The organism is Haloferax marisrubri (assembly GCF_001469875.2).
Classification (GTDB): Archaea; Halobacteriota; Halobacteria; order Halobacteriales; family Haloferacaceae; genus Haloferax; species Haloferax marisrubri.
In genome coordinates this window covers 443,794-459,257 of record NZ_LOPW02000010.1, presented here as the reverse complement: position 1 = coordinate 459,257, position 15,464 = coordinate 443,794, and the positions used below count along the sequence as shown (strand labels likewise).

At 65.0% G+C, this 15,464-nt stretch carries 8 protein-coding genes; 3 read left to right on the top strand and 5 right to left on the bottom strand.

Going from position 1 to position 15,464, the window contains the following annotated elements:
- Positions 1-8 precede the first annotated feature (8 nt).
- Positions 9-1,034, bottom strand: a complete 1,026-nt coding sequence (locus tag AUR65_RS09330; protein ID WP_058566555.1) for a DUF1616 domain-containing protein — start codon at positions 1,032-1,034, stop codon at positions 9-11.
- Between the two features lie 41 nt (positions 1,035-1,075).
- Complete coding sequence (locus AUR65_RS09325) at positions 1,076-1,561, bottom strand: hypothetical protein (RefSeq protein ID WP_233194351.1); 486 nt, start codon at positions 1,559-1,561, stop codon at positions 1,076-1,078.
- A gap of 537 nt (positions 1,562-2,098) precedes the next feature.
- On the opposite strand from AUR65_RS09325, the gene AUR65_RS09320 reads away from it, so the two are divergent.
- The 3 genes from AUR65_RS09320 to AUR65_RS09310 all read left to right on the top strand — a co-directional run bounded on the left by AUR65_RS09320 (position 2,099) and on the right by AUR65_RS09310 (position 9,813).
- On the top strand, positions 2,099-7,348 hold the full coding sequence (locus tag AUR65_RS09320; RefSeq protein WP_233194350.1) for a CARDB domain-containing protein: 5,250 nt from the start codon (positions 2,099-2,101) through the stop codon (positions 7,346-7,348).
- An 86-nt stretch (positions 7,349-7,434) separates the two neighbouring features.
- Positions 7,435-8,556, top strand: a complete 1,122-nt coding sequence (locus AUR65_RS09315) for a dockerin type I domain-containing protein (RefSeq protein WP_233194349.1) — start codon at positions 7,435-7,437, stop codon at positions 8,554-8,556.
- 3 nt (positions 8,557-8,559) lie between these two features.
- Positions 8,560-9,813, top strand: a complete 1,254-nt coding sequence (locus tag AUR65_RS09310) for a PGF-pre-PGF domain-containing protein (protein ID WP_233194348.1) — start codon at positions 8,560-8,562, stop codon at positions 9,811-9,813.
- A 721-nt stretch (positions 9,814-10,534) separates the two neighbouring features.
- On the opposite strand, the gene AUR65_RS09300 is transcribed toward AUR65_RS09310, so the two are convergent.
- From AUR65_RS09300 to AUR65_RS09290, 3 genes are read right to left on the bottom strand one after another with little or no spacing between them, the layout of a single operon-like run.
- Positions 10,535-11,680, bottom strand: a complete 1,146-nt coding sequence (locus tag AUR65_RS09300; RefSeq protein WP_058566551.1) for a hypothetical protein — start codon at positions 11,678-11,680, stop codon at positions 10,535-10,537.
- A gap of 54 nt (positions 11,681-11,734) precedes the next feature.
- The gene (locus tag AUR65_RS09295) at positions 11,735-14,728 is read right to left on the bottom strand and encodes an FtsX-like permease family protein (RefSeq protein ID WP_058566550.1); all 2,994 of its coding nucleotides are present in this window, start codon (positions 14,726-14,728) and stop codon (positions 11,735-11,737) included.
- A gap of 15 nt (positions 14,729-14,743) precedes the next feature.
- Positions 14,744-15,424: an ABC transporter ATP-binding protein gene (locus AUR65_RS09290; RefSeq protein ID WP_058566549.1), complete on the bottom strand. Its 681-nt coding sequence runs from the start codon at positions 15,422-15,424 to the stop codon at positions 14,744-14,746.
- Between the last annotated feature and the right edge of the window lie 40 nt (positions 15,425-15,464).

Sequence of the window (15,464 nt, the reverse complement as noted above, 5' to 3'; positions counted from 1 at the left end):
GGCGTCGGTCAGGAGGAGGCGGAGTCCGGAGCCGTCACGTTCACCCAGAGATGGACCGACTGATAGGCGTTTGCAGCCGTCGGCTCCGCGGGTGCCGACCCCTCGTACAGGAGGTAAGTGAGTCGGAGTCGGTCGCCGGTCATCGTCGGCGTGACCGCGTGTTCAGTCCGCCACGTCGCGTTGGCCTCGACCGACGGTCGGTACCGGGTGAGTGCCTCGCGTTCGAGGACCGTCGTCGTGTTATTGGCGACCCGGACGCGCTGGAGTTGCGAGACGACGACGTAGTCGGTGGCCGCCCCCTCGTGGTTGCCGACGGCGACGGTGAGCGACGTGGGCTCCCCCGCAGTGAGTTCCGTCGGGTAGTCTTCCGCGGCGAGGTCCCCGGATTGGTTCCCCGTCAGCACGTATATCTCGGAGAAGGACTCCCCGGACCCGGGAGCGGCGACCATGTATCCGCCCACTCCGACGGCGACCGCGAGGCAGAGCACCAACACGACGGCGAAAGCCGCGTCAGTCCGCGACCCGGACGAAAAGGGGTTCGGGTCATTTGGGAGACTGGACCGGACCGCGACGCCGAAACGTTCGCTCTCGGGGAGGGCGGCCCGCCGACGCGACCCGACGACCGCGGCCGCGACCGTGAGTAGGCCGATAGCGACGACAATCGGAACGAGTCGAAGCCCCCACGGCGTGAAGTTGAGGAGCAGTCCGAGCGCCGAGACGAGGGCGATGCTCGTCCCGAACGAGAGCGCGACCCGCTCGATACCGTCGATTCCCGTCCGGTCGGCCGCGTCGGCGTCGCCGCTCGCGGCGACCGAGGGCCCCGACTCCGGGAACAGCGCGGCGATAACTGCGTAGCCGGGGACGAAAAGCACGAACGGGAGGCCGAGGACGACCCGAAGCGGGGTGTCGCGGACGCCGGGGAGGGTGACTGCACCGCAGGTGAGGACGGCAACCACCACGACCGCGAGTAGGTCCGCAGGGGCGGCGCGAACCGAGCGCGGGACGAGCGATAGCCAGTCCGTGTCGGAGGTCATCGGCTATGGGTGCGACAAGGATTCACTAAAAGCGGTCGGTCTCACGCGTCTTCCGCGCGCGAGAGCGTGTTCAACACTTTGAGCGAGAGTTCGTTCGAAGAGATCTCGCCGTCTCGGTACTCCTCGAACCACGACGACTTCGCGTACCACGTCCCGAAGCGGGACTCGGGGCTGTCCATGACCACCGCGTTCAGGCGCTCGGCCTCCCAGCCGTTTGCGACCCGATTGAAGAAGCCGCCGGCAATCGTGCCGATTTCCCCGCCGACTTCCTCGTACTGGTCTTCGTTCGAGACGTACGTGAGTTCCACCGCGTTCGCCGGCGGTTGCGGGAGGAGTTCGACGATGGAAATCTCTTCTTGTTGGAGGAACGACCGAAACTCGTCCGCCTGCTCGACGTACGGTGAGGGCGTTCTCGTCGGGAGCGTCGTTTGTGTTTGGGTTGATACCTCGGTTTCGGACTCCTGTGTACAGCCGGCAGTTCCGACGACCATCGCAGAGAACGCAGTAAGGAACCGGCGTCTTCGCATATGCTACTCACATGACTAGCCGCCTTCTTTAATGTGACCACGGCTACGAAACGGCCGAAATGTTGTCGGTTTGAATGAGTGTCAATACAGCTGGACGGTATTATTCAGGACTATGAATCTGAATAAATCCATGGGTGATACAGAAGTATTTTATCGCTCCTATCAGATGAACATACCATGAGGCCTACGACCAGCAACAGGACTAAACTCTTGAGTTTAGTTCTGACGGGGGTTGTGGTTCTATCCATGGTGGTAGGGCCCGTTAGCGCGAGCACCCTCACCTCAGCAGACGCATCGGCCTCACTCAGCGGAGGGGGTTCCGCTCCGATAGATGGAGCGACAACACCTGCGGTGAGTGACGAGTTGAAAATAGACGCCGGAGAGAACGTCTCCGTGTGGCAGTATTCGCTGCTAACACTCCGGCCGAATAACCCGGCGGCGTCGAGCGAGTTTGTCACACTCGACGACGTTCCGTACATCAGCCACGAGATACGGAACACGAACATTTTCGTCGGGACGAGCGACCTGGAGACCAGTTTGGACAAAAACCGAATCTACGTCTTCAACAAGACGGAGATCACCGCGACCTTCAATCCGGGCAAAGCCGGGCAGAGTAGCGTGGTCGACGGGGAGAAAGTCCAACTGGTCGCTGTCCGCCTGAAGGAGGGCGCGAAGCAACCGGGTGGCATCAGCGATATCGGCAAACTGCTCACCACGAGCAAGGACACGAACGCCGAAATCGTCGACGAGTTCACCGGGCAGAGCGGAACGCAGAACTTCAGATTCACGCCCAACGAGTCCGGGCAGTACATCTTCGCGACGGTCCTCGTCGAGAACAGCACCGACCCGGGACTGGTGCAGGGCTCGTCGCCCGGTAACCTCACCGCCGAAGGGAACGTGACGGTCGTCGGATTCGACCACTTCCTCGTGCAGGACGGTCGGTCGACCGTGACGCCGCCGGAGGTCGCCGCGGTCGGTAACGACGTGAACGTCGACGTGGACGCGTCGAACCTGGGCACGGACGACGTTTCGCACACGACGATTCTGCTGAACGAGTCCGTCCTCGGCGACCAACAGCAGACGATTCAGCTCAACGGGAGCGAAGTCGAGGAGATTCAGTCGTCCATCGACCGGATCGAAGGGGCGACCGACGTGAAGCCCGGAACGAACTTCGCCGGGAGCACGCTTCCCGCGAGTCGCTACAACGGGAACACGAACATCGTCTCGCTGCTCTCGCGGCTCGCCGGTGAAGACAGCGTGACGCAGACCGACGACACGGTCATCTACACGAGTATCAACGGGACCGTCGGCGGGCCGAAGGAAACGGTCACGCTTCGCACGACGGAGAACTTCACCCCGGGTAACTACTCGGTGGTTCACTTCGCGACCGCACAGAACGGGACGGCCACGCTGAGCAACAAGGCGACCGTCGAGCTCGTCGACGGCGTCCAGCTCAACATCGAGCCGAGCGCGGTCGAAATCCAGCAGGGAGAGAGCGTCACGCTCAACGTCACCCGGGCAGACACCGGCGACCGCGTCGCTGGTGCGAACGTGACGTACAACGGCAAGACGTTCACGACCGATTCGAACGGTCAAGTGACGTTCACGCCCGTCGAGTCCGGAACCGCGACGGCCACGAAAGCGCCGTCCGACGGAACCGCGTACATCTCGTCGAGCGTCGACCTGTACGTCATCACGCCGAACATCGAACTCACCGACTACAACGTCTCGTCGACGTCGGTGACGACGGACGAGACGGTGACGGTCAACGCGACCATCGAGAACACCGACTACTTCGGTGGGAACTTCACGGTCGACCTCAAGCGTGACGGTCAGACCGTCGAGTCGAAGACGGTGTTCGTCGGCGAAGGCGAGACCGTCGTCGAGCAGTTCGAACTGAGCTTCGACGCACCGGGCACGTACGACGTGACGGTCAACGACGCGACGCCGACGGCCATCGAGGTCAGCGGCGTCCCGGACATCGTCTACTCGAACTTCACGGCTCCGAGTCAGGTTTCACCGGGTGAGACGACGGTCGTGAGTGCCGATGTCAGCAACAACGGAACCGGCGCTGGCGAGTACAACGCGTCGCTCGTCATCGACGGTCAGACCGTCGAGTGGATGAACGGCACGCTCGCGCCCGACGAATCCACGACGGTCACCTTCGAGAAGGATCTCGGTCCCGGCACGTACCAGATCGCGATCGACGGGCTTCCCGCCCAGACCGTGACTGTCGACAAGCCGGCGAACCTCGAGTACTCGAACCTGCAGGTCAACGCGACCGAAATCGGACTCGAAGACGATGTCAACGCGAGCGCGACGGTGACGAACACCGGCGACGTGTCGGACACGTTCACCGCGACGCTCTCGGTTGACGACGAAATCACCCAGACCAAGTCGGTGACGCTCGACGGGGGCGAATCGAAGACGGTCTCCTTTACCGTCACCGGCCTCGAACTCGGTGAGCACACGGTCCGTATCGGTGACCTCTCACCCGAGACGGTGACCGTGAAGGCACCGGACATCACGCCGACGCTCTCGGTCGAAACGAACGTCACGAAAGGCGTCGTGCCGGTCAACGCGACGGTCGAAAACCGCGGTAACGTCGAGGCGACGGGCGTCGACGTCATCGTCGAAGCGAAAGCCGACAACGGTGGGTCCTGGGAAGAACTCACCAGTCGGTCGGTCGACCTCGCCGCGGGCGAGTCGGTCGCTATCAACACCACGCTCGCACGCGTTGACGCGCGGAACTACTCCGTTCGCGTCGTCGCCGACCCGGCTGACGAAATCGCCGAGGCGAGCGAGACGAACAACGAAGTTGACGCGCGCGTCACCGGCGGTCCGCTCGCGAAGGGCTACGTCAAACTGCCCGACGGGAGCGCCGCCGTGGACGACCTCGTCTACACGAGCCGCACGAACCCCGGCGACGAGCCGTGGTTCGTCGGCCAGACGTTCACCGACGAGAACGGTCGGTTCCTCGTTCCGGTCGTTAACGGAACCACGCAGACGATTGCGTACGTGCAGGACGGAGCGAGCGGCTGGAGCGGCGACCACCCGCGCGACGGGTCGCCCGACATCTTCTCGCTCTACACGACGCAGGGAACCGAGCGGGTTCTGAACGTCGGAAACACGACGCTCCCCGACGCGGGGCTGCTGAACGTCACCGTCGTCGACCAGAACGGTGACCCGGTGGAGAACGCGACGATTGCGGTCCAGCACAACAACGACGGCACGCGTTCGGGTGTCGCGTACAAGTCCAACGCCGACGGGCTCTTCCCGGCCGGTGAAGGCGACAAGACCGGCATCGAGGTCCGCGGCGACATGGAAGTCCGTGTCACGCCGCCGGAGAACGACCGGTTCGTCAACCGGACGTACTGGCAGAACCTCACGGTCGACACGAGCGGTGCGAACCTCACCTTCCGCCTCGCGGAGGGTGCTGACCTCTCGCCCGAACTCGACGTCGAACGGCGACAGCGGTTCAACGACGGCGTGAACGCCTCCGTGACCGTCTCGAACGACGGTCTCGTCAACGTCTCGAACGCGACGGTCAACCTGACGGTCGAGGCCGCAAACGGCGAGACGGAGACGTACACGAAGTACACCGGCAACCTCTCCGACAGCACCGACGCGCCGAACAACGAGACGACGCTCAGCTACGACCTGACCGAGTTCGCCAGCGAGGAACTCCTCGGAACCCTCGCACAGGGTAACGCGCGGGTGACCGCGACGGTCGACCCGGCGAACGAGATTCCCGAGACGGACGAGACGAACAACCAGGCGGTCAACACCACGCGCGTGGTCTACGCCGACCCGACGGTCCGTATCCAGGGACAGAGCACGGTGCTCCAGAGCCAGAGCGCGACGCTCGTCGTGTTCACGAAGAACAACGGTACCGCGCCGACCGGTGAGTTCAACGTGACCGTCGATTACGACGACGGCACGACCGAGAACATCACCATCGGAAACCTCGGTGTCCAACAGCCCAACACGACCCGCGTCACCCACAACTTCGCGACGGGTGGCGACAAGGTCGTGCGTGCGAGCGTCTCCGACGGCGTCCCGTTCGACAACAACGAGTCGACGAAGGACGTCACGGTGAAGCCGTACACGCTGAGCATCGAAGACGACGACGTCTCGGTGCCCTCGACGGTCGTGAACAACTCGACTGTCACCGTCCTCGCCGAGTTCAACACGAACTACCCGTCGAACGTCAACGCGACGGTTTCGCTCCCCTCGGGGCTCGAACTCGTCGACGGGCAGACCGCTGAGAAACAGGTTCGTGCGACAGGCAACGGCGGGTCGGCCGCGTGGAAGGTTCGCGGCAACACGACCGCCGACATCGACGACGCGCAGATAGACGTCACCGTCGAAGCGTTCGGCGAGAGCGACACGGCGTCCGCGACGACCAACGTCACGGTGCCGAAGGTTCGCTACACGACGACGAACGCGACGACGCTCGAGTCCGCGGGCGAGACGCAGTCGCTCGCGCTCAACATCTCGGACGCGACGACCTACGAACACACGCTCAACGTGACCGTGCAGGCCGGGACGGACGGACGGACGCTTCAGGGTCTCGAATACCTGTTCTCCTACCCCTACTGGTGTGTCGAACAGACGACGACCCAGATGATGTCCGCGCTCCGGACCGACCAGTACTACCGCGACGGCGACATCCCGAGCAACTACGACCGCGACCGTGCGAACAGCACGATCAGCGCGGGTATCAGTAAGCTCGCCGACGAGCCCACGCCCGGTACGTACTTCAACATCTCCCAGCACGACAACGGCGCGTGGAGCATGTACGGCAACAACCCGCGCGGTGACCTGTTCTACACCATCTACGCCCTGCAGGGCGCGAGCGCCGTCTCCGACGACGCGGTGCAGAGCAACCGCACGGACGTGAACGCCAGTCTCAAGCGGATCAACCAGAGCGGTGCGGTGCTCTGGCTGGCAGACAAGCAGCGCAACGACGGAAGTGTCCGTCCGAACGGGTACTTCCTCCGCGACAGAACCTCCGCGACCGCCTACACGACGGTCGCAATCGACCGCGCTGGCGACGACCTCAACGCGACCGCACAGACGGCCGCCGACGAGTTCAGCGTCGACGCCGCGGTCCACCTCATCGAACGGCAGAACAGCGACGGTAGCTGGGAAGCCGGTTCGAGAGAAGCGCAGGCGACCGCGTACGCGGTGCAGGCGCTCGCCGCGGTCAACGACAGCGACACCCTCCGGACGCAGGTCAACAGCGAACTGAGTTCGGGCAGCGTGTCGATGGCGCTCGACAGTGGTACCCAATGGCTCGTGGCCAACCAGCACGACGACGGCTCGTGGACCGGTTACACGAACTCGCCGTACTGGAGCAACACCGGTGAGAAGGCCCGTGCGACGGGCAACGCGATTATCGCGTTGAACGCCGCGGAGGGCTACACGGCAGCGAACAACGATACCGTCTCCGATGGTGTCGGCTACCTCGTTGGAATCTACCAGCAGGGCGGCTCCTTCGGGAACACGCGTGCGACCGGCGTCGCAATCGACGCCCTCACCACGGCGGACCAGCGTAACGCCGGTTCGCAGACGGTGACGGTCGAAATCAACTCGACCGTCTCGAAGAACGTCACCGTCGACGGCAACACGCCGACGGCCGTGGTGTCCTTCACGACTGACGAACTCGAAACGCTTCGTCAGACCGGCAGTATCACGCTGACCGCCGAGAACTCGACTCGAGTCGTTGTCGGTGCCGAATCCGAACAGCTCGTCAACGAACAAGAGTACGAGGACGCCAACTGAGGAGAACGATGACACGAAAACTCTCAATGACACTGGCTGCCCTCCTGGTCGTGGCATCGATATCGTTCGGTGTCGGTCCGGGTGTTGTGTCCGCTGCGGACCCGTTCAGCGTCGCCATCGACGCGCCGGACGACCTCAGCACGGACGGCAACCAGACGATTGCAGTAACGGTTACGAACAACAATGACACCGCGCTCCTCAACCCGCTCGTGGAGGTTCCGATTAGCAGTCCGGTCGGACTCCCGAACGGGGCCGAAGACGCGGTGTACGTGAACGACACATCTGACCTACGAGACGCGACCGTCCAGCAGAGCACGATTTCGACCGGCGACGCCCTGCTCATCACGGGCGAAGTGGTGCCGGCCGGCGAATCCCGGACCTACCACTTCAACGTGACCGTCTCGTCGGCGGGGACCACGTCGCTGACCGCTGACGTGCGCCCGCTGTACAACGAGCCGAACAACGTTCGCACGAGCGAACAACTCGACGTGAGCGGCGTCGGGACGGTCAACGCGAGCGTCGTGGACAACGACGGAAACGCCGTGACTGGCGCGTCCGTCGTCCTCGACGGTCAGAGCCAAGCCGACTCGGTCAGCGAGACCGTGCTCGAAGGCGACCACACCGTCGGCTCGAGCCTGACGGACGCCCCCGAGTTCACCGTCGGTGTCGGCATCTCTGAGACGGCGTCTGTCACCTTCGTCGACGGCGACGACAGCATCCAGCCGGTCGCCTACGTCGGTGAGGAACCGACGCTCGTCGGCGACTCGACGTCGGAGTCCGACGGGGACGCGAAGACGCCCGTCAACACGACGGTGTCCGTGACCATCTCGAAGAGTGACGGTACGGTCGTGTACGACATCGCACCGCCGAGCGACAAACCGCTCCGCGGAAACGGCTTCGCGACGACCGACGCGAACCTCGTCGAGCAGACGACCATCGACGGCGAGACGCGGGTCCAACTCAACCAGACCGGCGTCGGAACGCAGGTCTCCGTGGAGTTCGAAGGCTACGAACTCGGTAACGTCGACCTCGACGGCGACGTCGACGCGGACGACGCGTCCGAAATCGCACAGGCCGCCTCGAGCGGCTCTGACGCCGCCTACGGCGACGTCAACGGCGACGGGCAGGTCAACGCGGTCGACGCGATGCTCGTCCAGCAGTACAGCGAGAACAACCGTGATACCGACTACACCATCGGGGGTGCATAACTCATGAACACGAAACAGCTACTCGCGGTAGCGATGTGCACCGCCATGCTCGTCAGCACGGTCGCCGTCGGCGCGGCCGGTGCCGCGACTGCGAAGACCGTCTCGGTCGACGCCGTCGGCTCGATCGACGAGCGCTCTGCAGACTCGACGGCGACGCTCACCGCGTACAACGTCGAAGACGCGGACGGTATCGGGTCGTACGAACTGAACATCAGCTACGACGACAGCGTGGTCGACGTCTCGGTTGCCGGGAACTCCCGGTTCAACGTGGAGACGACCGACCACGGCAACGGAAAGCTCACCGTCGTCGGGTACACGGGTGAGACCTCCGGTTCGACCGGAAATATCTCGCTGGCGGACCTGACGGTGAGTGCGCAGTCCGTTGGGAGCGACACCGCCGCGTCCATCGACGTCACCGTCGAATCGATTACGGACACGAGAGGGAACCTCCTGTCGCACAGCGGCGACACGACGACCGTTGACGTGAACAACATCGACGGCAGTACGCCGACGCCGACGCCGTCCACGCCGACGACCACCGAAGCACCGTCTGGTGGCGGTGGCGGTGGCGGCGGTGGCGGCGGCGGTGGTGGCGGCGGCGGTGCCCCTGACAGCGGAACCTACGAGAGCGTCCGGCTCTTCTACGGTTCGGAAGTCAGCGCATCGCTCCCCGGTGGCTCCACCGTGACGAACGTCGACCTGGCGTTCGGGAGCCAGGGTACCGGCGAGGTCATCGTCCGCGAACGGACGAGCCTCCCCGGAACCGTCGGTCGACCGTCGAACGCGGCAATCGGGTACGTCCAAATCGACGTCCCGAACTCCCTCCGCGATTCGCCGTCGACCATCACGCTGAGCGTGAGACAAGACCGACTCGACGAACTCGGAATTACGGCGCAAGACCTCGCGGTCGAACGCTACAACGACGAAAGCGGTGAGTGGGAGACCCTCGACACGCGCGTCGTGAGCGAGGGCGACGGACGGGTCGTGCTGGAAGTCGATACGCCCGGCTTCTCGTACTTCGCCGTGACGTCGACGCAGGCCGTGACGACGACGGCGGACGACGGTGGTGACGACACCACCACCTCCGACGACGGTGGTGACGACACTACCACGTCCGACGACGGAACGCCCGGCTTCGACGACGAGACGACGACCGGAGAGCCGACGACGACTGACTCGGTCATTCCCGGCTTCGGCGTCACCGCCGCGCTGATTGCGCTCGTCGCAATCGCGCTCATCGCGGTGCGACGCGAATAAGTTCGCGTCACCGTTCTCGGTTCTTTTTTGGTTCGACCTGTGCGGACGACTCGCTTCCGAATCGGAGAGTCACGCACGGCGCTGTTGAAATCCGTAGGTACTGCTAGTTTGTTGCGTCCGTGGTGAATAGCGGGCGCGAGTTTACCGAACAAGTACTTCCCCGGTTACCTGCGCGGAGCCGGTCTGTCACCCGACTCCACCGAACGAGAGGATGACGGCTGACAGGAATTCATCGCACCGAACAACGTTCGAATCTCCCCACGAGCGATATCGAACTGTACCTGAAAGCACTCGTTTTCGCCCCAGTCATCGACTAATTGTTCCACGTCCGATGTTGAGAAGGTGACCTCGACTCGGGGATTCCGAGCAGTCACCGTAATCTCGTAGGTGACATGTTGCCCCATCCACGGTTCAATGACTTCAACCATATCAGCGCTGTTGAGCGTGTGCGCTTGTTCGTACACAGAGCGGCCGTCTCTAAGAACGGTGATGTCGGCAGTAGTCCGGGCCTCCCGGACGTTGAGCACGCTGATCTTCCCGAGGCCGACACGTGGCGACGCTGGTTCATCACGAAGCGGGAGAGAACCCAGACAGCCTGCTCCGAGAGTAACGAAGGGGACAGCAGCGATGAAGCGGCGACGCATAGCGGAGGGAGCCATTGTCGAATGGTACGTAGAGGGAGGTAAAGAAAACCGCGCGAGGAGAGCAATCGGTCGTCCGATTACGAGCGCCGGCGGAGGAGACTGACACCGACGAGGCCGACGATACAGACCAGCGCAATTCCGACCGGTCCCCAGAGGGGAGCGGCGGTTTCAGTCGTGGTTTGGGTCGTCGGTTGCATCGTCGTCGAGGTGTCTGCGGTCTGCGTCGAGGTCTCCGTGCCGGTCGAATCGGTGGACTCCGCCGTCGAAGACAACTGATCGGCGTCGTCCGCGTCGTCCGAATCGTCCGCGTCGTTCTCGTCATCCGCATCGGTCGTGGGCGTCGGCGAGTCAGTCGTCTCCGCCGAGCTTCCACCGGAGGACCCTCCGGTCGAGTTGGATGTGGTCGACTCGTTGGTTGCGGTCGTCGTGGTGGTCTCGGTCGTCTCCGTGGTCGTCGTGTCGTCGGGGCCGTCCGTCGAGTCCGAGTCTTGGAGCGAGCCTTCCTCGACGACGCTCACCGACTGGGTTCCGCTCACCGCGACGAGTTCGGGTTCACCGAACACTTCGTCGTCGGTCTGTGCGGCCGAATAGAGGCGATAGTCGCCCGTCGAGAGCGACGCGACGTCGACCGTCGCCGTGTAGTTCAGCCCGGTCTGTTGGGTCGCAGTCGTGCGGACAGACGTCGATTCGTTCCCGAGAACGACCTCGACGCCGGCCGGCGGTGACTCAACGTCGCGACTGACCTTCGAGAGGTTCACTTCCACGAGGAGTTCGTCGTCCGCTTCGACGCGGTCCGCCGCGGTCTGTTCGACGTCGAAGCCGTTGATGACGAACGGTTCGACCGCGTAGACCGTCTCGGTCCCGTTCGTAATCGCAATCGCGTACGTACCGGGGTCGTAGCGGTTGAGCGAGAACGTCTCCGAGGCGGAGCCGCCGCCGTCGACGTAGTAGTTGTCGCGGAGCCGCTGTTGACTGTCGACGAGACGGATGGAGTACGAGTCACCGGACGGCCCGTCGGTCGACACGGAGAGGGAGCCGTCTTCCGACGCGCTGCCGATGGCTTCGATGGTCTGGTCACCCCACTGGGTCGAAATCGTCCGGTCGGGGATATCGAGGTCGTCGTCGATGTCGACATCGTAGTCAGCGCTCTGTGCGGCCGTCAACGGGGCGACCGTCGAACACACCAACACGAGCGCCAAGAGGAGGGCACGGGACGAGTGCATATGCGCTCCCTACACCCGTCTGGGGTAAGTGCATTTTCATGGCGAGTCGAACAGTCAGCGGTGGAGCAACCGCCCGACGTCGAATCGAACGAACGGCGTCGCCGCGATGACGGCGCTACAGACCGCGAGACAGACCGCGCCGAGGGCGGAGACGCCGACCAGCAACGGGGTGAACGGAACGGCGAGTCGAATCCCGAAGACCACGAGCACGTCGACCCGCGCGAGCGCCCACAGGAGCGCCGCCGCGAGGCCGAACGAGAGAACTGCCGCGGGAATCGCGAGGCGGACGGCGTCGGCCGCGAGGAGGGCGAGAACCCGCCGCCTGCTCGCGCCGGTCGCGCGGTAGATGCCGATGACGCGACGGTTGGCGTGTACCGCCTGCGCGAACGTCGCCGTCGTGCCGCCGATGGTGCTCAACCCGGCGAGCGACACGAGCACGACGAACAGCAACTGCACGTTCCCGAAGACGTTCTCGATGGCCCGGCCGATACCGGTCCCCTCGGTGTACTCGCCGCGACTGCTGAGCGTCGCCGCGACGCGCTCGTCGCCCGTGACGCGGTAGGTCGCCGTCGAGATGACCGTCCCGTTGACGACCAGTCGGAGGTCGTACGTGCCCGGCGGCGGGTCGTCACCGAGTCCGACCTCGGACGCCGACAGTTCGATTTCCGAGACGTTTCCGGCGGTCAGTTCGACGGTCCGCGTCTGCGTGCCGCCCGGCGAGACGAGCGTGAGGTTGCGGACGAGGAACCGACCCCACGGGTTAGCGACGCGCGCCGTCACCGTCGGGTTTGTGAGCCGCGACCCGGTGGACGGCGAGACCGTCAGCCGTCCGCCGAGACGCTGTGGCGCGCCGCGTTCCACGGTGAGGGTGTGTTCTTCCGCGACGTAGCCGTCTTTCGAGAGCCGGAGCGTGTACGTGCCCGGTTCGTCAGGGACGCGTATCGGGACGCCGCCGCGGTCGTTGGTCGTCGCACGCCGGCCGTCGAGCGTGACGGTCACGCCGGAGACCACGGACTCGTTTGGCGTCGTCGCCGGCACGACGAGCGTGGACCCCGGCGGCGCGCGGGTCGGGTACTCGGACGGCAACTGGAGCGTGTTCGGCCGGTACACCGTCACCGAGCGGGTGACGCCGTCGGTGGCGAGTTCGTACGTCCCCGCGGTCTCGAACCTCGTCTCGAACGACAGCCGGGTCGATTCGTCGCTCCCGAGCGTCACGTCTCGTTCGAGCGTCCGGTTCCCCACGCTGACCGTGACCGTTTCAGTCGCGGTCGAAGACCCGAGGTTCCGGACCGTCGCGCCGAAGCGATACGTCGCGTTCGTCTGGACCTCGGACGGGCCCGAGAGACTCGTCACGAGCAGTCCCGACGACCGGTTCTGCAGGGATGCGAGCCTCGACGAGGCGTTTTTCGTCCGAATCAGGTGCACCGTTCCGGGACCCGTCGCCAGCGGCTGTGTCGTTTCGAGCGGGACGACGAGTTGGTCGTTCGTCACGCCGCTCCCGGTGAACGCCCCGACTATCGTGACGCGTCTGACCCCGGGCGTGACGCTCCCGCCGAGCGTCACCGTCTCGCCGACTTCGAGCCCGAGCGTCCGCGCGAGGTCGGTCCCGATAACCGCCTGGTCGGCGCGCTGTGGGGCGGTTCCGGCGACCAACGACGCGTCGGTGACCGAGCTGAACGCCGTGTAGTTCGCCCCGCGAACGAGATACGGCGTCCGGCCTCGCGTCTGCGCGTAGATGACCTCCGGGCTGGCCGTGATACCGTACGAGCGGAGGACCGTCGCGTAGCTCTCGTCGATGCGGCTGTTGAGGGGGTGTGCGGCACCGCTCTCGACGACCGTCCCGCTCGACGTGGTCGCGAGGGGGGCGAGCGCGCCGCCGATAGACCCCGTCAAGAGGATGATGAGCATGAAGACGGCGAGCGTCGCCGCCGTGGGGGTAAACGCCCGCCAATCGACGAGCGTCGGCGAGGCGACCGCTTGGAAGCGGCGAATCGGCTGTGGCCATCGGCCGGTGGCCCGGTGCGTTTGGTCGAATCTCGGGTCGCCGCGGACGACCGGAAGCGCCGCGAGCACCCCGGCGAGGAGGCCCATCACGAGGAGGAACGCCGAGATGCCGAGGAGCGAACGCGCGATGTCGGGGGTCACCGTCGTCTGAAGCGATACCGGGAGGCCAGCGTACGTCGCGGCGTTGACGACGCCGTTGGTCACGACCACGCCGAGCGCGTAGCCCAACGCGACGCCGACGAACGTGAGCGACAGCACGCGGCCGAGGAGAATCGCGAGGATGCGCCACGGCGACGCCCCGGTCGCACGGGCGACGCCGATGAGGCGGGTCCGGTCCCGAATCGACATCTTCGTCACGTTGTACACGACGACGAGAATCAGGAGTCCGCCGGCGAACGCGGCGACCGAGAGGGTCCGGACGACCTGCGTGATGCCGCCCGCCAGAAACGGAAGCGCCGCGATGAGCGGGACGCTCGTCGGTGCCGACGGAGCGCCCGAACTCCCGGTATCGAACACTAACGCACCGCTCGCACCCAACTGCTGGACGGTGTCGGTGTCCGCGACGTACCACGAGTCGGGAAACAGCGTCTCCTCGACGCGGTGCGGCGAGACGGTCGTCGAAACCGCGTTGTCAGGGCCGACGAACTCGACCTGCTGTACCGTCGATACTGGCCCGGAGACGCCGTCAGACGGTGGTCTCGGGAGCGTCGCCGCTCGCCACGCGACCGACGCGCCGGAAATCGTCCGCGGCGCGTCCGGCGGTATCCCGACGACGCGGCGTGTCTCGCTGTCCGGGAGCGAGACGGTCGTGACCGCGATTACGACCTCGTCAGCGGACGCGGTCGCGACGGCGTCGTCGTACGACTGCTCGTACGACACCGTCGCCGAACTCGACAGGTCGGAACTGAGCGTTCCGGTGTAGGTGGCCGCCGTGAGCAACAGGAGCGCGGCTCCGAGGAGGAACGCCGTCGTGACGGCGACGACCGCGATGCTCAGCCACTCGCGGCGCGACCACCTCGAGAGGAGCGCTGTCGCATAGCGCATGTTATCCGAGGCGGCTCATTGCGGGATGCGCTCGTCCGATTTTCGGCGGAGCGAGCCGTCTATCAGCACGTGCGTCTCCTCGAACTGGTCGGACAGCGTGGGGTCGTGGCTGATGACGACGAGCGCGGTGTCCGTCTGGTCTTTGACCCGGAACAGGAGGTCGAGGACGCGCTCTGCGGTTTCCGGGTCGAGTTGGCCCGTCGGCTCGTCGGCGAAGACGACGTCCGGCCGGTTGGCGAGGGCGCGGGCGATGGCGACGCGCTGTTTCTCCCCGCCGCTGAGTGTCGCCGGATACTGGTCTTTGAGGTCTAAAATGTCGAGGGCGTCGAACAGCGTGTCGAGCCACGCCTCGTCTCGGCTCCGGGTGTGGTCCTGTGGGAGCGCGGCGTTGTCCCACGCGGTCAGGTCCGGGATGAGCTGGAAGTCCTGAAACACGAACCCGATTGCGTCCCGCCGGAGGACGGCGCGTTTGCGCTCGGGAAGCGCGCTCGTGTCGTCGCCGTGGACGTACAGCGAGCCGCTCGTCGGGGTGCTGAGCAGTCCGAGGACGTTGAACAGCGTCGTCTTCCCGGCACCGCTCGGGCCTTGAATGAGGAGGGAGGTGTCGGGCTCGACGGTGATGGAGACGTCCGCGAGAATGGTGGAGTCACCGCGTTCGACGGTGAGCGAATCGCCGCGCAGTACGGGGCCCGTCATCGATATGCTCCCTTCATGCTTCACCTATGTATAGTGTACG

What these genes read in the sequence shown, in the direction of transcription:
- AUR65_RS09325 (WP_233194351.1), bottom strand. Translation starts at nt 1,561, where the DNA reads ATGCGAAGACGCCGGTTCCTTACTGCGTTCTCTGCGATGGTCGTCGGA.
- AUR65_RS09300 (WP_058566551.1), bottom strand. Translation starts at nt 11,680, where the DNA reads ATGCACTCGTCCCGTGCCCTCCTCTTGGCGCTCGTGTTGGTGTGTTCG.
- AUR65_RS09310 (WP_233194348.1), top strand. Translation starts at nt 8,560, where the DNA reads ATGAACACGAAACAGCTACTCGCGGTAGCGATGTGCACCGCCATGCTC.
- AUR65_RS09290 (WP_058566549.1), bottom strand. Translation starts at nt 15,424, where the DNA reads ATGACGGGCCCCGTACTGCGCGGCGATTCGCTCACCGTCGAACGCGGT.
- AUR65_RS09330 (WP_058566555.1), bottom strand. Translation starts at nt 1,034, where the DNA reads ATGACCTCCGACACGGACTGGCTATCGCTCGTCCCGCGCTCGGTTCGC.
- AUR65_RS09295 (WP_058566550.1), bottom strand. Translation starts at nt 14,728, where the DNA reads ATGCGCTATGCGACAGCGCTCCTCTCGAGGTGGTCGCGCCGCGAGTGG.